Below are 18,098 nucleotides of genomic sequence, written 5' to 3' on the forward strand. Positions count from 1 at the left end.
GTAAGCAAAACCGCCACTGTCTCTTTCAAGAAACAGTGGCGGTTGCAGTGAAATGCGATGTAAGATTACAGGTTCTTCACCCAGGCCTGACGCAAGGCATTCTGGGCCGGCGTTGGGTTGGCGTCCACCTCAAAAAGGTGTCTCTGGGTTTCTTGTCTTTCCAGCATTTTCAGGGTCAGTTTTTCTTCTTTGCCGTCTCTGCGAATGGTAACCGCATAAGAATCCCCAATCTTGGTTTGGAAAATCTTAGGTACTTCCTGGTTGGCGTTTTTCAAGGTAACCGCAGTGCCATTTACGGCTACCAGCTCATCTCCGTCCTTCAGGCCGGCTTGTTGTTGGGCAGGGTTCACTTTCATGAACACAATCTTTCCTTCGGGCGCGCCAAGGTTATAACCCGGGTCAAACGTCTTTTTGTCAGAGGTTCTCAAAGGCGTGTACGTGATGCCCAGTTTCCCGAAGTACTCGGCCACTGGCAAGGCCTCGGCGCCTTTTACATATTTGTTGAAGAAGTCGGCAATTTCTGGGTGGGTTTTGGCCACGAAGATGTTAAAGAAGTCCTGCTCCGGGAACGCCTTAGACGGGCCATATTCTTTAGACAACTCATTGATGACTTCGCGCAGACCGCGCTTACCACCAGACAATTCCAGCAATCTAATATCTAACAAAGCCGCCGTAGCCGCACCGCGGTTGTAGATGTTGCCGTAGATCTTGTTGCCCTGCGGCGTGTAAGAGGTCAAGCTCAATTCTTGTAGGCTGTAGTTGGTGCCCATCATGTCATTGTTCTTGAGCTTCTGTTGCATGTCTTTGAGGTAGGCAGGCAAGTCAATCATGCCGGCTCTCAGTTGCATCATATCAGAAGCCCACTCGGTGGTGCCTTCATACAGCCACAAGTGTTGCGACGGAGTAGGGGTCTCAAAGTTGAAGCGCTCAATGATCTCGCTGTGGATGTTGAGCGGCGTGATGATGTGGAAGAACTCATGCGAAGCGATGTCGGTGATGTTATGCGCAAACTCGGGCGTCATGTCACTTTCTTTCATGACATACTCAGAGCTGTACGAATGCTCCCAGGCACCCCAGTCTTCGTCCTCAAAATGGTACAGGAAGGTGTAACGGTCCACCGGAAAATTAACGACAAACTTGTGAGCGGCATCCAGCATGCCCGTCATGTTGGTCATTAAATCCTGCGACTTAATCTTGCCCGTTTTGGAATAGGTATAGATGTCAACCGTAGTGCCGTTGAAATCAGTGGCTGCTTTGGTCAGGTTACCGGCCAGGATAGGAGAGTCTACCAGGTGGTCATAGTTGTTGATGAGGTAGTAGCCGTTCTTATCTGTCTTTAGCGCGGTGCCCGTTAGCCATTCCTTCGGAGACTCTAGCTTTAGGCGCATAGGCGCTGACTGCAAACCTTTAAAATAACCGAACACGCCTTGCCCGTTGATGAGCGCGTGGTCCTGCTCCAGAGAGGTGCCGCACATGTTGTAGACGCGGTTCTTTTCTACCGGCGTATCCCAGGTTTCGGCAATCTGGTAGGTGATTTTACGCACCTTGTCAGGGCGGCTTAGTTCCCATTGGTTCACAGACACTTGCTTGGTGGTGATTTCCTTGCCCTTCTTATCAAAGGCTTTGAAGTTCTTCACAAACCGGCCAATGTCCATGGTCTGGTACGTGCCCGGCGCAGTAGACGCAAACTGGAAGATGTTGTTGGCGCTTTTCAGGCCTTTCACGTCCAGAGAGACTTTGAACAGGTCATCGGCGCGGTCATTGAGGTTCACCTGGTAGGTGAGTTCGGGGGCTTTGGCGGCCTCTGCCGGCGCGCTGAAAGACAAGAGGGCCAATAGGCCCAATGCCATGGTGGTGTTTTTCATAGTGTTTTAATAAAGGGATTTGTAGTACAGGAGAAGCAAACGCCTTGGCGGGAATTTCAACTTAAAGCATTTGTCGCAGAGAGGTTGATTTTATTACGGCAGGTGAAGAGGTGAATAAGGAAGTGGGGAATATCTGCCAATCTAAGTTTTGCGCAGAAAGGAAGCCAGTAGAAGAGTATGGCTGGTTTTAGCCTAATTCCTGGAAAAGAGCCAAAAAACGGAATTAGCGAGTTTGAAAAGAATTTTAGAACAGAGGTTAACCCGTAATTAGCGGATGAGCGATTACTATCTGCGTTGCCGTCAGGATTTTATGTTTCTAATATTTTATCGTTACGCTATTAGAAAAACTGCCAGAGCTGTCTTTGCCATCATACCTTATCTGAACTGTGTATTGATTGTTTTTTGCAATTTCTACAGAGTGTACTACAAAGGAATTCAAGCCTTTCTTTGATTTTGATTTAGCTCTTCCAATAACCTGCTCGGAGTTGGGGTCTAGTATTTCTATTTCAACTTCCGCTTCATCCACAAAGTATATCAATACTTCAACTTCGTTCTTCTTCTTGTTGGCTATATCCCTAATGTTGTTTCTGTCTGTGATGTAGGTTCTCTCCCTTCTTTTTCCTTTTTCAATCCCTTTGATTTTTGAATAAGTAACTATTCCCTGCACATTGCCGAATTCAATAAATGGCATGGGGAAAAAGGGTAAAAGGTAATACCTGTATGGGTCATTTCTGGATTGAACTATTTTGGGGTAAGTGTTTCCGTTAACAGTGTCAAACGTCACTCCTTGTAAAAATAAATCCTTTCCTTTTTCAGTGTCTATTAACTTCAATTCGGTTTTGTAATCTTGAAAAGAAACGAATTGATGGCCTACATTATATCCGCTGTCTGTAACACTCACAAAGAATTCCTGCGGATGGTCATATGAACCGCTTAGATAATTGTATCCATCAACCTCAATCCTCAAGTTTTTAGTATCGTTGATAATAGTGTCGCCTGTATACTTGAGATTTTTAAATTGTTTGTCCTCGTATTCGGCAAGATTGGTTGTGTCGCTATACCATTTCCTTCGGTAGAACAGTTGGATTTCATCGCCTACCTGTATGTCAAATTTTGCGGAAGCTGAAAAGTTGTTTTGCAGACCTTTTGTTATGTCATTGTAGTTGTCACCCATTAACTGTTTGGTGTAAAACAGACCATTGCTTGAAACGACAAGTGATTTCAGGTCGGGAATGATTACAAGATAAACATCAGGTTTGCCTTTGGGATAATATTTCCTTGGTGTTTTCTCTGACGGAATTAAACTTTCCTTCGGGAAGCTGTTCCGTGTGTCAATTAACTCAATAGATATTTTTGACTGCTTGCCGAAAATCTCGCCTGTTTGTTCTTTATCGGTTAGATAATTTATGTTGTGAATGATTTTTCTATTGCTGTCGAGCAAGCGATAAAAGCCATTCGCATAAGCTTCATAGAATGTGTTAATTTCTTGCTTGTCAGAGTAGTCTGTAAAATCTGCTGTTTGAAATTTTCGGTATTTGACCTTGTCTATGACTGTGTCGGCCAAGTCTTTCCTAGTTTGAAGGCCGATAAATTCGTTTTTATTTTCAAAATAAGTTGCCCTGACGAAAAGTTTAGATTCCGCAAGTTCACTTCTCGACGACTGACCATAAGCAAAACAGTTCACTAAAAGTAATAAAGCTATAAGTGCCTGTTTCATTTGTTTTGTGGTGTATAAAGCTAGAAACTTATGTGAAGATATAAAAATACTATTAAAGCCAGTTTCAGCCTCTTTTCCAGAAAAAAGCCCAAAAACGCATTACAACGTCACGCCAAACTTCTCACCCAAGCCTTCCAAATCCTTAACTACCGGTGGTAACAGCGGAATGCCTTCTTTCTCGCGCTGTTCCTGGCAGAGGCGTTCTGGGTCGCCGGGGATGAGGACGTGGTGGCCGTCTTTGGCTTTGGAGTTCCGGAAGGTGGTAATCCAGTTGTCCATGTGGTTTTTGAAGTCCTCTGCCGGTCTAAACGCGTCTACCCGCATGGCCCCGAAGAAGTGGCCTATGCCTTCGCCCACGGGGTTGGCCGGTGGGGCCAGGAAGCTCACAAATGGCGGTACCCACGGACCGTAGTTAGCCCCTGACAATACCGCTGAGAAGATGTCCACTACGGCACCCAGCGCGTAACCTTTGTGACTGCCGGTGTCGCCGCCTAGTGGCAAAAGCGCGCCGCCGTCTTTGAGCTCATTGGGGTTGGTAGAAGAAGAACCATCGGCGGCCTGAATCCAGCCGTGCGGGGCTTCCAGGTTTTTGCGTTGCAAGATTTCCAGCTTACCGTTGGCGGCGGTGGTGGTGGCTAAATCGGCTACAAAGGGTGGTTGGGTATTGGCCGGGACCGCCACGGCAATGGGGTTGGTGCCCAGGAGTCTTTCCAGGGAATAGGTGGGGGCTACCAAAGGGCTGGCGTTGGTCATAGACAGGCCAATCATGTCATGTGCCAGGGCCTTCATGGCGTGGTACCCGGCTATGCCGAAGTGATTGGAGTTCTTCACGCTCACCCAGCCGCTTCCCACGTTTTTGGCTTTCTCTAGGGCAATCTGCATGGCTTTGGGCGCCACTACCAGACCCAGACCGCCGTCGCCGTCTACCGTGGCCGTGCTGGGCGTCTCATGCACCACGCGCACGTTGGGTTTGGGGTTGATGCGGCCGGCCTCCCAGAGGCGCACATAGCCCACTAGACGGGCTACGCCATGGGAGTCAATGCCGCGCAAATCAGCAGAAAGTAAGGTTTCGGTGGCTAGGAATGCATCTTCTTGGGGGCATCCGATGCTTAAGAATATCTTCTGGGTGAAATCAAAAAGGCGTTGGTAGGAATACATGCGAACTACATAAGTAAGAGCGCCAAAGGTAACGGAAACCTGCAAAAAGTTTAACCAGAAATGCTAGCTTTGGCTATTCAATTGCCACAACCGCCCAATCTAGCCCGCCCTTTATGCAAACCCTTCGTGCCCCGCTCTTGCTCTGCCTGCTTTGTTTTTGGCCTGTTTTCCAGATTCTAGCCCAAAAACAGGAATCCTTAGCCACCCAGGTGAAAGCCGTCACCGTGTTCCTGAACCGCGCCCAGGTCACCAACGTGGGCCGGGGCACCGTTGAGGCCGGCGTCACCGAACTGGTCCTGGACGGACTTCCATCCCAGCTTGATGAGCGTAGCGTGCAGGTGAATCCTACTGGCGCTGTGACCTTGCTTTCCGTTAGGTATGAGCAGAATTATCTGATAGGCTCGCAGAAATCCCGTGAGACCGAGCAACTGGAAGACTCCCTTAAAAGCTACACCGGCCAGATTAGATCCTTAACCGACCAGCGCGATGTCCTGCAAAAAGAGGAGGCCATGCTACAGGCCAACCAAAGCATAGGCGGTTCCCAGACCGGCATCACCGCCGCCCGCCTCAAAGAAGTAGCCGACTTCTACCGCGCCCGCTTGCTCAGCATCCGGAAGGAAATCCAAACCGTGGATATACGTTTAGATATTCTCAAAACCAGACAAGTCAGATTTGCTAGCCAACTTAGCATAGCCAGAGGCCAAGGACAAAAGTCTTCTAGCAAAGTGATTGTGGCCGTAAAAGCCGCCGCCCGCACGCAAGTGAGTTTAGAGGTCACTTATTTAGTGTACAATGCTGGCTGGGAGCCTATCTATGACATTAGAGCCACCGGTGCCCAAGGTCCGGTAGCTTTGCAATACAAAGCCAACGTGCGCCAGAATACTGGCGTGAACTGGGACAATGTGCAATTGACTCTGGCCACCACTAACCCAGCTGAGGGTGCCCAGAAGCCAGAATTGAGTCCTCAACGCTTGGAGTTTAATAATGATTTTTCTCGTGCCCTAAAAGGAAGAGTGTCTGGAGTTCAAGTTGAAAGGAAACAAGAATTACAAGAAGTAGTAGGTGCAGTTTATGAAGTAGCTGATGCCGCCGCTCCCTCAACTAGCACCGCAGATTTTACAAAAGCCGTAGCTACTACCTTAGCCGCCGAGTTCAAGATTGGGATTCCGTTCAGCGTGCCTTCTGACGGGGAGCCGCACACGGTAGACGTACAGCAGCACAGCCTCACTACCGCCTACGCCCATACCACCGTTCCTAAACTGGACCCAACCGCCTTTTTGGTGGCGCACCTCACCAACTGGGAAAACCTAAAGTTGCTTCCCGGCGAGGCCAATATTTTCCTGGACGGCACCTTCACGGGCAAGTCGGTGATTGACCCCACCCAGACCAAAGACACGCTCACGCTTTCCTTGGGCCGCGACCAGAACGTGGTAGTTCAGCGCGAGCGCATGAAGGACTTCCAGAAACGCTCCACGCTGGGCAGTAACATCAAAGAGCAGTTCGGCTATGAGATAAGCTTGCGCAACACCAAAAGCACGCCGGTCACCATCACCGTAGAGGACCAGATTCCCATCAGCACGCATTCAGACATTGAGGTAAGCGAGGTAAACACCAACGGCGGCAAGCTGGACAAGGAAACCGGCAAAGTTACCTGGCTGGTCACGCTCAAGCCCAATGAGACCGTCAAACGAAATCTTCGGTTTGAAGTGAAGTACCCTAAGAACAACCGGGTAAGCGGCTTATAGTCCCAATCCGTTTTTGGCCTGATTTTCAGAATTCAGGCTAAAAACGGACCTTTGCCTTTCAAAAAAAACTCCCAAGAATAATCAGTCCATTCAAGCAACCAGACAAGCTTCTTCGGCATCTTCTGGATAGAGGTTCACGCTAACGCATTTTCTGGAACGGAATTTGTCTTAGCTTGAATATCAGTAAAAGTTAATATTATGAAAGCACACCTACACTTCCTCGTTTTCACTGCCTTGCTCTTGGTGAGCGGTCAGGCAATGGCGCAGTCTAAGGTTATCTATGACCAAAAGCGCCAGGAATCTTTTGCTATTTCTAGCGTGGACAATCAGGCCTTGGCTAGAATGGCCGAGGAGTTGGAGATGCCTTCCAACAGACGGACCAGACTATTGTTGCCCATAGAATTTGAACAGCAGGAGCGCATCACCAAAAGCGGCGGGCAGATTACCCTGTCTGTGCAGGTGCGTAATGTGCGCGTGCGTGACCGGGTGCCGTACCGTGGGTTTGACATGGCGCAGGCCTTTGACCCAAGCGTGATAAGTGCCAAGGTGCAGCTGTTGGGCCGCGAGGATAAAGTATTGCAAACCATCACCGTGGCCAGCAAAGATATTAACCGTGACGGTTCTGCCGAGCTGGTACAGGCCACCATTCAAGACACTTCTGCCTTTGAAGGCTATAAACTGCGCGTGATAGACCGCACCCTGGACTTCTCTGCCCGCAACAGAAACGCGGTAGGTGAGCGCGTGGCCTTGGTGAAGGAGTATTATGAGATGGACGGCGGCCTGGCGCAACTGTCCAGAGAACTGCAGGCCATCAACCCCAATGACTTAGACTACCTGGCCCAGCACAAGGACCGCCTTATTGCGTTGCAAGCCAACCTGGACCGCTTAGAGCGTAAGAACCTGGATCGCGAACTGGACCTGAACCAGCACGACCCCATCCAGCTGAGACGCAAGATGAAGGACCTGGCCTACCAATTTAAGGAGCGCGCCTTGGCCCTGGACCAGATGTACGCCCGCCTGCCAGAGATTTTCTACAGCCGCGGCCTGGAACTGGCCATGAACGGAAACGTGCGTGGCGGCCGGGATTTCTTCATGCGCTCCATTCAGGCCAATCCAACCTTCGCGCCGTCTCACCTGCAATTGGCCAGGCTGGACCTGAAAGAAGGCTACGTGAAAGAAGCCGGCCAGCGCACCCGCGACATCCTGAATGGCATGCAACCAGACCCAGAAACCTACCGCTTCGCGCAGGAACTGGCCCTAGACATCCAGAATGACTACGTGCGCGAAGGCGAAAAGCTCAACAACCAAGGCAAGTACCGCGAGGCCCTGCAGGAGTTTGAAGACGCCCGTGAGTTCTGCCGAAGCATCTCTAGCCTTCGTTGCCGCCCAGAGCTGTGGGACAGAGGTATTGCCCAGGCCAAGAACGGTATCTATGACACTTATTTAAAGGATGGACAAAAAGCCTTAGACCAAAAGCAACTAGGCCAAGCTGAGAAGATTGCCCGTGATGCCCAGGCGTTCGCACAGCAGAACAAAACCGCCATTGGTGATGACGTAGACGCCCGCAACTTAATGCGCGAAGTGCAACAACAGTATTACGCCAACTTCATGGCCGACGGCAGAAAAGCCCTGCAGGCCAAGCAGTACAGTAACGCCCTTGCTGCGTTTGAGAAAGCCAAAAACAAAGCCCTGGATTACCAGTTAAAGGAGCAGGCAGACGCAGTTTCATTGACCCGTCAAGCAGCCAAGCCAGTATTGCTTTCTAAGATTGCGGTGGCTGAGAATCAGGCTTTGGGTAATTTGTTAGCCCAAGCCCGCACCGCCGCTGGTGAGGTATCTGCTATGCAAGTGAAATACGGTCTGGTAAACGACAAAGACCTGGATGTGAAGTTCAGAGGCTTAAGCCAGCGCATTTTCTCACAAGAATGCCAGAACGCCCAAGCCGCCTATGACCAGCATTACAGAACTGCCCTGCAGTTGAGCTCTGAGAAGAAATTTCACCTGGCCGCCAATGCTTTGGAAGAAGCCATTGCAAGTGCCAGAGAGAACGGCGGCTGTGCCATCTCTACCGCCACCGCAGACGTAGAGTTGACTCGCATAGACGCACCCGCCCGCTATCAAGAGATGCTGATTCAGGTAGATGGTTTGGTGAGTAAAGGCCAGATGGCCGAGGCCGTGCAAACTTACTTACAGGCCGGCCAACAGTACCAGGATGCGGACTTGATGCGCTTCGGGTTAGTACATACGTCTTTGGTGACCTTCGGGGTACAGCACGCCAACAAAACCTTCATCGCCGAGGTGGCCAAATACGTCGCCGCAAACGCTGAACCAACCGCCGCCATTGACCTGCTTAAGCGCTTAATCGTGCTGGACTACTCTGGCTATAACCTGAACAAACTACAGGAACTAGTAGGCGAACAACTAGCCACCAGAGACGCTCAGGCCAACCCAAAAGCCAACTATAAAGCCATGGCAGAAACCTACACCGCCGGCAACAAAGACCTGAAAAAGCTCAACAAAGCCTATCAGAAGAAATTCAAGAAATTGACCTAGCCCCTAAACAAGAACGGCCTCCTTTACTAAGGGAGGCCGTTCTTGTTTATGATGGAATTGTATTTTGTTTCAAGGTCTGTTTTAGGCTTGTTTTCTAGGAAATAGGCCAAAAGCGAAAGCTAACTTTATGCTACTTTAACATCTCCGCCAATAAACCTTCCTTAAGGGCATAAGAAGATACCCGGATGCGCTCCATGTTGTATTTCTCCAGCACCCAGTCAATCATGACCGTGGCCACTACAATCATATCTACGCGCATCTCCAGCATGCCCGGGATGGCAAGGCGTTCTTCACGGTTCTTGGTAAGTAATTCTTTGAAATGCGCTTGAAAGGATTCTAAAGTCAACTCACTTTCCGGCGATGCGTTTTCATCACGGGCTGGGAGGCCGCGTTTGGCCATGTCCATGTCAATGAGCGTGTCAAACGTGCCTGACGAGCCAATCAAAACCTCGGGTTGCCATTGTAAGACCGCGGCGGTAAGTTTTTGGAGTTGGTCGTGCAGGTAATGGCGTTCGGCTTTCACTTCACCGGCAGACATGGGGTCATGGTGGAAAAACTTGTCCAGCAGTCGCTGGGCCCCAATCTCAAAGCTTTTCTTCCAGAGAATGCCTTTGTCTGAACCTATGATGAACTCCACGCTTCCGCCGCCAATGTCCATCACTAACACCGGACTAGAGCCCATCTGCAAGGCTTCCTGCACGCCCTTGAAGATGAGTTCGGCTTCACGGGCGCCAGAAATCACCTGCACCTCAATGCCCGTCTGCTCTCTAATGGCCTGCACCACCTCCATGCCGTTGATAGCGTTCCGGATGGCACTGGTCGCGGTGGCTTTTATCTCGGTGACGTTGTGCTCCTCAATAATCTTTTTGAAGTCTTTAAGCGTGGCCAAGCCGCGGTCCCGGGCATCGGGCGCAATCTCGCCTTTGCTAATCCCGCCCTGGCCCAGCTTCACCGGCACTTTGGTTCTGTATAGGAAAGTCCGTTCCTCGTTCTCTGCAATCTCTGCAATCAACAAGTGAAAGGTGTTGGTACCCAGGTCTATGAGAGCTAAACGACGCATCTATTTAAGTAAGAATTAAAAATTAACAATTGGTGGTTCTAGAGATTGTTTCTCTGCTTTGGCACCAATTGGGTTTGTACGAAAGAGGAACAGATTTGCCGGCAAAGGGTTGCGCTAAAATTTCTTCCAGCTTATCTCCGCTTCCTCTTAGTAAACAAAGAAAGTCGTTTTTGGCCTCTTATATGAAAAACAGACCAAAAACGGCTTTTATCTACGACTTTTATAAATCAGTTTCCCACTCTGGTCATCCTGAAAGGACCTTGTGAGCAAACTGTAATGTCTGAGGCTATGAAACCAGGCATTGAATTTTTCCATCAAGAGAAGCAGGCATGATTAGGTGTAGCTTCTGCTTATCTAGTTCGCCCACAAGATCCTTTCAGGATGACAAAGAGGGGAAGATAGTTATTGGGATGAAATCAGCATCTAAACCAGAAATCAACTAGCACTTAATAATTAACAACTGACAATCAGCAATCAACAATTAACCCTACTTGGTAGAGCTGAACCGGAAGAAGGTGCCCAGCGGTAATTTGCGTTGGCCTTGGTCTTGTAGGTACAGTTCGCCTAGTTCTTCATTCTTGACGGTCTTCCCGAAGGAGGCTCTAATCAGGTTGTCCAGAATCAATGCCGAAAAGCCTAGCGAGTACAGGTTAATCACGAAGAAGTTGTGCTCAGGGTCTAGCAACTGGGAGCAGAGCTTGATGAGTTCGTTGAGCTGTTCCTCTAGGAGCCATTTCTCGCCGTCGGGGCCGCGGCCGTAGGCGGGAGGGTCCAGGATGATGCCCTGGTATTTGTTGCCGCGCTTCACCTCACGGCGGGCATACTTCATGGCGTCTTCCACAATCCACCGGATGTTGTTCAGATTGCTGGCTTCCATGTTCTCGCGGGCCCAGAAGTTGACCTGCTTCACAGAGTCTAGGTGCGTGACATCGGCGCCGCCGGCATTGGCTGCCAGAGAAGCGCCGCCCGTGTAGGCGAACATGTTGAGGACCTTCGGCTTGCCGGGCAGGGCGCGGGTGCGGTCAAAGATGAACTGCCAGTTGGGGTCCTGCTCCGGGAACAAGCCCACGTGCTTAAACGAGGACAGACCTAACCTGAACCGAAGTTTTAAATCATGGTAGCGGTAGTTGATGAACCACTGCTCGGCCATGCCTTTCTTCAAAGACCACTGGCCTTTTTCCTGATTGCCTTTCTCGCGCTTGAACGTGGCCTGGGCCAGTCGCGTCCACTCGCTTTCGGGCAGGTGCTTGTCCCAGGCGGCCTGCGGTTCTGGGCGGGCCAAGATGTAGTCGCCAAATCGCTCCAGCTTCTCAAAGTTGCCGCAGTCAATCAGTTCGTAATCGGTCCAGGCGCTAGTGGTCAGGAAAGAATACATATCTTTGTCTTTGTGGTGTAGCCTGCAAAGGTAGGGGAAACAGTTATCATTGATTAGTTAAGAGTTAAAAGTTTAGAATGAAGAGTTGTTTCAATCGTTTTTGGTCTGTTTTCCTGAAAGTAGCCCAAAAACGTATATAGGAATCACAGCGGAACAACATCTCCAAATCTGCACATCTCCAAATTTTCAAATCAAGTAGCACATCTGCACATTAAAAAATTAGAACATTACCCAAATGCAACTCACCTTCTATAAATACCAGGGCACCGGCAATGACTTTGTGGTGATGGATAATTTGAACGGCGACATCTCCTTGACGCAGGAGCAGGTGGCGTTTCTGTGCGACCGTCGTAATGGCGTGGGCGCTGATGGCCTCATGCTCCTGCAAACCAAGGATGGCTATGACTTTGAGATGGTCTATTATAATGCAGATGGCAAGGTGGGCTCTATGTGCGGGAATGGTGGACGCTGCTTGGTGGCTTTCGCGCAGTTCATGGGCGTGATTGAGACAGAAGCTTATTTCATTGCCTCTGATGGTCCGCACCGCGCTACCGTGGAGCACGGCCTGGTACATTTGCAGATGAAAGATGTAGACGGTATTGAAGAGTTTGAAGACGCCTGTTTCTTGAACACAGGTTCGCCGCATTACGTGAAGACCGTGGAGAACCTGCAAGAGTTGGATGTGTTCAATAAAGGGCGGGCTATTCGGTATTCAGACCGTTTCAAGGCCGAGGGAACCAATGTCAACTTTGTGGAACAGAAGCCGGACAACACCTTGTTCGTGCGCACCTATGAGCGAGGCGTAGAGGATGAGACCTTCTCCTGCGGAACCGGCGTGACGGCTTGTGCTTTGGCTGCTAGTAGAGAAGGCTTTACCAGTCCGGTGCATATTCAAGTGTTGGGCGGGGAGTTGCAGGTGAGCTTTGAGCAGGAGGGGAGCGGGTTCAAAAACGTCTTCTTGATTGGGCCGGCAGAACAGGTGTTCAAAGGCGAAATATTGCTCGCTTAATTCATTCTGTTTTTCACCTAATTTCCAGAAAACAGCCCAAAAACAGAATACTACTAGATGCCGCTTCTCCACACCGACCGTATTTTCCTGCGGGCCCCAGAGCCCACAGACCTGGACTTTCTCTACCTGTTTGAGAATGACACGCGCCTGTGGCCGGTGAGCTTGTCGGTGTCGCCGTTTTCCAGGGACATGCTGCGTCAATACCTGGACAATGCGCTTTCAGACATTTACGCCACGCGGCAGTTGCGCTTTATGGTGTGTCTGCAAAAGAAAGAAACGGTAATAGGCACCATTGATCTATTTGACTTCGAGCCATTGCACCAGCGGGCGGGGGTGGGCATTGCGCTGGTGGCAGAGCACAGAGGAAACGGGTATGGCAAAGAGGCGCTGGAACTGTTGGTGGCCTATGCCCAAAACGTCCTGCAACTGCGCCAACTGTATTGCTCCGTGACAGTCTCTAACATGGGCAGCCGTCAACTGTTTGAACAGGCCGGTTTCAATCAGATTGGAATTAGAAGAGATTGGCTGAAGACGGCCAGCGGCTGGCAGGATGTGGCTGAGTACCAGAAGGTATTGGCGTAAACGTGTTTAAACCCTGATTCGGTAAATACCCTATTTCCTCGGTCAGCCTCTGAAAAATCCTTATTAGTGGGCTAAAATATAGTTATTCTTAGATGTATTTATATATCTGTAAGGCAAATGTGCAGCCTTTTTGGGGTTTGTGCGTATAGTAGGTAGTTAAGAGAGAAACGGCGACGTTTCTCTTTGTTTTGATATACCTAGCTATACTTCATAACATGTTGGATTTAGATTCTGATTTCGTCCCTGGCGTAGGGAGCAGCTATGTTTCTTCTGAGCCAGAAGTGAATACCTCAAACACCACGTATTCCCCCACCATAGTACCCAGTTCTTTAAAGGTGTCTGTTAAGAAAAGTCCGGCCTTTGATGTAGAGACTTATTTGCAAAGCGTTCCGGCTATTGTGTGTCTGTCACACCTGCGTTGGGACTTTGTGTATCAGCGCCCTCAGCATTTGCTTTCAAGATTTGCCAAACATACCCAGCTGTATTTCTTTGAAGAGCCCTACTTTGAAGACAACGCCGAGCCAAGGCTAGAGACGCATCTGCGTGAAGATGGAAGAGTGACTTTGGTCATCGCGCATTTGCCGCACGGCTTGACGCCAGACGAGTCTGATGCCAAGCAGATTGAATTGCTCAACGTGTTCTTCAAGGAAAATAACCTGGAGCAGTCTGTCTTCTGGTACTACACGCCCATGGCCTTGGAGATCACGCGCCATTTCAAACCAAGCCTGACCGTCTTTGACTGCATGGATGAGCTGTCTGCCTTTAAGTTTGCGCCACCAAGACTGTTAGAACTGGAAACTGAGATGTTGGCCAAAGCCGATGTGGTGTTTACGGGCGGGCAGAGCTTGTATGAGGCCAAGAAAGACCGTCACCAAGAGGTGTATGCCTTCCCGAGCAGCATTGACAAAGCCCACTTCGCCACGGCCCGTCAAAGCCATGAGGAGCCGGCAGACCAAGCCAACATTCCGCATCCAAGGATGGGTTTCTTTGGCGTGGTAGATGAGCGGTTTGACATTGAGCTGCTCAGAGAATTGTCTACTAAGCGCCCAGAATGGCAGTTTGTCATCATCGGGCCGGTGGTGAAAATTGACCCGGCGCATTTGCCGAAGGCCGAAAATATCCATTACTTAGGGGGCAAGTCGTATAAAGAACTGCCTTCTTATTTGGCCGGCTGGGACGTAGCTATGCTGTTGTTCGCGCAGAATGAGTCTACCAAGTTCATCAGCCCTACCAAAACGCCTGAGTACCTGGCCGCAGGCAGACCAGTTGTGTCTACGCCTATCAGAGACGTGGTGCGGCCTTACGGTGACTTGAGCCTAGTGCACATTGCAGAGACGTCAGAAGCGTTTGAAGCCGCCATTGAGAAAGCCCTTACCCAGAAAGAAGACCAGGACTGGATGCGCCGCACAGATGATTACCTGGCCGGCATCTCTTGGGATAAGACTTGGCAGAACATGGTGCACCTGATGCACAGTGTCTCTAAAGAAAAGCAAGAGAAAAAGTTAAGAGCCGGCGTCTAGCCAAAAAAAGGCTCTTTTCTAGAAAATAAGTAAAAAACGAGATTTACGAACCTCTATATGTTTGATTATCTGATTGTGGGTGCTGGTTTTGCCGGAAGTGTTTTGGCAGAAAGACTGGCCTCTTATTCTAACAAGAAAGTATTGGTGATAGACAAGCGTCCGCACATTGGCGGCAATGCTTATGACCATTACAATGAAGAAGGCATCTTAGTACACAAGTACGGACCGCATATCTTCCATACCAACTCAAAGGAAGTTTTTGAGTACCTGGGCCAGTTCACGGAGTGGCGTTCTTATGAGCACCGCGTATTGGCCAGCGTTGACGGCCAACAGGTGCCCATGCCCATCAACCTGGACACCATCAACCAGCTCTACGGCTTAAACCTGACCTCTTTTGAACTGGACAAGTTCTTTGAGTCGGTGGCCGAGAAAGTAGACACCGTGCGTACTTCTGAGGACGTGGTGGTGAGCAAAGTGGGCCGTGAGCTGTATGAGAAGTTCTTCAAGAACTACACCCGCAAGCAGTGGGGCATGGATCCTTCTGAGCTGGACAAGTCGGTGACCTCACGGGTACCCACGCGTACCAACCGGGATGACCGCTACTTCACAGACACCTACCAGGCCATGCCGCTGCACGGCTTCACCAAGATGTTTGAGAAGATGCTGGACCATCCCAACATCAAGATCATGCTCAACACAGACTACCATGAGATCATTGATTTCATTCCGTTCAAGGAAATGATCTTTACGGGGCCGGTAGATGAGTACTTTGACTTTAAGTTCGGCAAGTTGCCATACCGCTCCCTTGAGTTCAAGCATGAGACGCTTAACAAAGAAGTGTTTCAGCCGGTGGCAGTGGTCAACTATCCTAATGACCATTTGTACACCCGCGTCACGGAGTTTAAATACCTGACCGGTCAGCAGCACCAGAAGACCAGCGTGGTGTATGAGTTCCCGCGCGCCGAAGGCGATCCGTACTACCCAGTGCCTAGACCAGAAAACGCTGAGTTGTACAACCAGTACAAGAAACTAGCCGAGGCTACGCCCAACGTTCATTTTGTGGGCAGACTGGCTACCTACAAATATTACAACATGGACCAAGTAGTGGCCCAAGCCCTGACCTTGCACAAGAAACTGATGGGAAGCCCAAAGGAGGAATTGCCTGAAGTAGAAGGCGTTTCTGGCTTGCCTAAGGAAGTGCGTCAGGCCCTTAACGGAAGTTCCACCAAACTGAGCACGAATGGGTAACCTTGAGCTTTGGGGCGGCATTGAGTGTACAGTCAACCGGGTAGGGGACCGTTACTTTGATCAGCTGGCACAGAGCGGGCATGCACAGAGGCTGTCAGACTTAGAAGCATTGGCAGACCTGGGCATCAAGAAATTACGGTACCCTGTGCTTTGGGAGCACGTAGCCCCAGAACATCCAGAAAACCTGAATTGGGAATGGGCCACTGAGCGGTTAGATAAACTGCGCGCCCTTCACATAGATCCTATTGTGGGCCTGCTGCACCATGGCAGCGGCCCGCAGTATACTAATTTGCTTGACCCCGGCTTCCCAGAGAAGTTTGCGGCCTACGCTAAATCCGTGGCCAAACAGTTTCCTTGGGTCACGCATTACACGCCCATCAACGAGCCCTTGACCACAGCCAGGTTCAGTGCCTTGTATGGGTTGTGGTACCCGCATGCCCAAGACGATGCCTCGTTTGTCAAAGCACTCTATCACCAGATAAAAGGAACGCAACTGGCCATGCAGGCCATCCGGGAAATTACCCCTGAGGCCAAACTGGTGCAGACCGATGACCTGGGCTACATCCATGCTACACCCACCCTTCAATACCAAGCCGACTTTGAGAACCACAGACGCTGGCTCTCTTGGGACATGCTAGCTGGTAAAGTTGATAAAAGCCATCCGTTATGGGGCTACTTAATCAGCTCTAAGCTACCTGCTCAAGACTTGCTGGATTTTGTAGCGAATCCCTGCCCGGCAGACATCATTGGCGTGAATTACTACGTGACCAGTGAACGGTACTTAGACGAGCATTTAATCCAATATCCGGTCCATACCCATGGCAGCAACGGGCAGCACCGCTACGCAGACGTAGAGGCGGTGCGCGTAAGTGCGGCCACGCCGGTGGGCCTGCAAAAGCTATTGACAGACGCCTGTGACCGCTACCAGAAACCAGTGGTGGTAACCGAAGCCCATTTGGGATGCTCCAGAGAAGAACAGATGCGGTGGCTGCATGACGTTTGGGATTCTGCCCTGTTTTTACAGAAACAAGGCAAAAACGTACCGGCTGTAACGGCTTGGTCCTTACTAGGCTCCTTTGACTGGAACACCCTGCTCACCCAGTCTAATGGGCATTATGAGTGCGGCGTGTTTGACGTAAGAAGTGGCACGCCCCGGCCAACGGCGGCAGCGCACCTCTTGAAAAAACTTGCCGCTGGCGAAGACGCTCATCCCATTGCTCGCCTGCCCGGTTGGTGGAAACGTCCATCCAGAGCTATTTACCCAGACACCCAAGATTATACAGAGTGTTATGCCTTGTCCTGTGAAGAGAATGAGCACAAGCCCATTTTAATCACCGGCGCCACTGGCACCTTAGGCCGGGCCTTCGCCAGAATCTGCGAAGACCGCGGTTTGCCCTACGTGCTTTTGACCCGGCAGGACATGGACATAGCCGATGCAGACTCTGTTGAAGAAGCCTTCGCCAAATACAAGCCGTGGGCCGTAGTCAATACCGCCGGCTACGTGCGCGTAGATGACGCCGAGGAAGATTCTGTGGCCTGCTACCGCGAAAACACCCAAGGACCTGTGTGTCTGGCTAAGCACTGTCATGCCCATCACATTGCCTTAGTGACGTTTTCCTCAGATTTAGTCTTTGACGGGGATAAACAGGAGCCTTATGTTGAAACCGATCAGCCCAACCCATTAAACATCTATGGTAGCAGCAAACTGCTGGCAGAGAATCAGGTGCTTGTCGCTATGCCAGAAGCCTTGGTAATTAGAACTAGCGCGTTTTTTGGCCCATGGGATGAACATAACTTTGTGTACCATGCCCTGCGCGCCTTCGCGCAGGGGGAGCAGTTTACTGCCTGTGAGGATGCCTATATCACGCCTACCTACGTTCCAGACTTAGTGCATGCCAGCCTTGATTTGCTCTTGGATAAGGCGCATGGCATTTGGCACGTGGCCAACCAAGGTACCTATACGTGGGCCCAATTGGCTGAGCTTTCTGCCAAGGTGGCGGGTTTGGAGTCCGCTCCGTATCTGCAAAACGTTTCTCAAAATGAAATGAACCTACCAGCGCCTAGACCATCTTTCACGGCCTTGGCCTCCGGCAAAGGAATTCATTTGCCTAGCGTAGAAGATGCTTTGGGTAGATTCCTGCGCCAAAGTGAGGTGCCTTTCAGACCGCAAGAAGTAGCGGTAGAAGAGCCAGATGCTTCCTTTGAAATGGCGGCGCAAGCCTAAAAAGTAGACCAATCTTTTTAGCCGTTTTTGGCCTGATTTTCA

12 protein-coding genes are annotated in these 18,098 nt (G+C 50.3%); 7 read left to right on the forward strand and 5 right to left on the reverse strand.

Annotation, left to right across the window (positions count from 1 at the left end; translation table 11 throughout):
- Positions 1-65 precede the first annotated feature (65 nt).
- The 3 genes from TH61_RS09765 to TH61_RS09775 all read right to left on the reverse strand — a co-directional run bounded on the left by TH61_RS09765 (position 66) and on the right by TH61_RS09775 (position 4,740).
- Complete coding sequence (locus tag TH61_RS09765; RefSeq protein WP_231862203.1) at positions 66-1,865, reverse strand: PDZ domain-containing protein; 1,800 nt, start codon at positions 1,863-1,865, stop codon at positions 66-68.
- Between the two features lie 316 nt (positions 1,866-2,181).
- A complete protein-coding gene (locus TH61_RS09770; protein WP_066508686.1) occupies positions 2,182-3,582 on the reverse strand; it encodes a hypothetical protein in 1,401 nt (466 codons plus the stop codon).
- Positions 3,583-3,681: 99 nt separating this feature from the next.
- Positions 3,682-4,740 carry an Ldh family oxidoreductase gene (locus tag TH61_RS09775; protein ID WP_066508688.1) on the reverse strand — a complete coding sequence of 353 codons (1,059 nt, stop codon included), beginning with the start codon at positions 4,738-4,740 and terminating at the stop codon, positions 3,682-3,684.
- A 113-nt stretch (positions 4,741-4,853) separates the two neighbouring features.
- Here TH61_RS09775 and TH61_RS09780 point away from each other — a divergent pair, with 113 nt between their 5' ends.
- On the forward strand, positions 4,854-6,485 hold the full coding sequence (locus TH61_RS09780) for a DUF4139 domain-containing protein (protein ID WP_066508690.1): 1,632 nt from the start codon (positions 4,854-4,856) through the stop codon (positions 6,483-6,485).
- Positions 6,486-6,683: 198 nt separating this feature from the next.
- Entirely contained in the window at positions 6,684-9,038 is a 2,355-nt protein-coding gene (locus TH61_RS09785; RefSeq protein ID WP_066508692.1) for a hypothetical protein, read from the forward strand.
- 130 nt (positions 9,039-9,168) lie between these two features.
- Here the strand turns inward: TH61_RS09785 and TH61_RS09790 are convergent, their stop codons facing one another.
- Together TH61_RS09790 and TH61_RS09795 are read right to left on the reverse strand one after the other, a co-directional pair.
- Positions 9,169-10,098 (reverse strand): phosphatase, encoded by a 930-nt coding sequence (locus tag TH61_RS09790; protein ID WP_066508696.1) that lies wholly within the window; start codon positions 10,096-10,098, stop codon positions 9,169-9,171.
- 487 nt (positions 10,099-10,585) lie between these two features.
- Positions 10,586-11,473 carry a class I SAM-dependent methyltransferase gene (locus TH61_RS09795; RefSeq protein WP_066508698.1) on the reverse strand — a complete coding sequence of 296 codons (888 nt, stop codon included), beginning with the start codon at positions 11,471-11,473 and terminating at the stop codon, positions 10,586-10,588.
- Positions 11,474-11,708: 235 nt separating this feature from the next.
- Between TH61_RS09795 and dapF the strand changes: the two genes are divergently transcribed.
- The 5 genes from dapF (at position 11,709) to rfbD (ending at position 18,056) form a co-directional block, all read left to right on the forward strand.
- Complete coding sequence (dapF, locus tag TH61_RS09800) at positions 11,709-12,482, forward strand: diaminopimelate epimerase (protein ID WP_066508699.1); 774 nt, start codon at positions 11,709-11,711, stop codon at positions 12,480-12,482.
- 57 nt (positions 12,483-12,539) lie between these two features.
- Positions 12,540-13,064 (forward strand): GNAT family N-acetyltransferase, encoded by a 525-nt coding sequence (locus TH61_RS09805; RefSeq protein WP_066508700.1) that lies wholly within the window; start codon positions 12,540-12,542, stop codon positions 13,062-13,064.
- Between the two features lie 215 nt (positions 13,065-13,279).
- Entirely contained in the window at positions 13,280-14,584 is a 1,305-nt protein-coding gene (locus tag TH61_RS09810; protein ID WP_066508702.1) for a glycosyltransferase family 1 protein, read from the forward strand.
- Positions 14,585-14,641: 57 nt separating this feature from the next.
- Positions 14,642-15,832 carry a UDP-galactopyranose mutase gene (glf, locus tag TH61_RS09815; RefSeq protein WP_066508704.1) on the forward strand — a complete coding sequence of 397 codons (1,191 nt, stop codon included), beginning with the start codon at positions 14,642-14,644 and terminating at the stop codon, positions 15,830-15,832.
- Positions 15,825-18,056, forward strand: coding sequence for a dTDP-4-dehydrorhamnose reductase (gene rfbD, locus TH61_RS09820; RefSeq protein ID WP_071887825.1), 2,232 nt, complete (start codon positions 15,825-15,827; stop codon positions 18,054-18,056). The genes glf and rfbD overlap by 8 nt, the downstream gene beginning before the upstream one ends.
- Positions 18,057-18,098: the final 42 nt, after the last annotated feature.

Source organism: Rufibacter sp. DG15C (assembly GCF_001577755.1).
Taxonomy (GTDB): Bacteria; Bacteroidota; Bacteroidia; order Cytophagales; family Hymenobacteraceae; genus Nibribacter.

Bases quoted from the DNA above. Each gene is read 5' to 3' on its own strand.
- TH61_RS09765 (WP_231862203.1), bottom strand. From the start codon at position 1,865: ATGAAAAACACCACCATGGCATTGGGCCTATTGGCCCTCTTGTCTTTC.
- TH61_RS09770 (WP_066508686.1), bottom strand. From the start codon at position 3,582: ATGAAACAGGCACTTATAGCTTTATTACTTTTAGTGAACTGTTTTGCT.
- TH61_RS09775 (WP_066508688.1), bottom strand. From the start codon at position 4,740: ATGTATTCCTACCAACGCCTTTTTGATTTCACCCAGAAGATATTCTTA.
- TH61_RS09780 (WP_066508690.1), top strand. From the start codon at position 4,854: ATGCAAACCCTTCGTGCCCCGCTCTTGCTCTGCCTGCTTTGTTTTTGG.
- TH61_RS09785 (WP_066508692.1), top strand. From the start codon at position 6,684: ATGAAAGCACACCTACACTTCCTCGTTTTCACTGCCTTGCTCTTGGTG.
- TH61_RS09790 (WP_066508696.1), bottom strand. From the start codon at position 10,098: ATGCGTCGTTTAGCTCTCATAGACCTGGGTACCAACACCTTTCACTTG.
- TH61_RS09795 (WP_066508698.1), bottom strand. From the start codon at position 11,473: ATGTATTCTTTCCTGACCACTAGCGCCTGGACCGATTACGAACTGATT.
- dapF (WP_066508699.1), top strand. From the start codon at position 11,709: ATGCAACTCACCTTCTATAAATACCAGGGCACCGGCAATGACTTTGTG.
- TH61_RS09805 (WP_066508700.1), top strand. From the start codon at position 12,540: ATGCCGCTTCTCCACACCGACCGTATTTTCCTGCGGGCCCCAGAGCCC.
- TH61_RS09810 (WP_066508702.1), top strand. From the start codon at position 13,280: ATGTTGGATTTAGATTCTGATTTCGTCCCTGGCGTAGGGAGCAGCTAT.
- glf (WP_066508704.1), top strand. From the start codon at position 14,642: ATGTTTGATTATCTGATTGTGGGTGCTGGTTTTGCCGGAAGTGTTTTG.
- rfbD (WP_071887825.1), top strand. From the start codon at position 15,825: ATGGGTAACCTTGAGCTTTGGGGCGGCATTGAGTGTACAGTCAACCGG.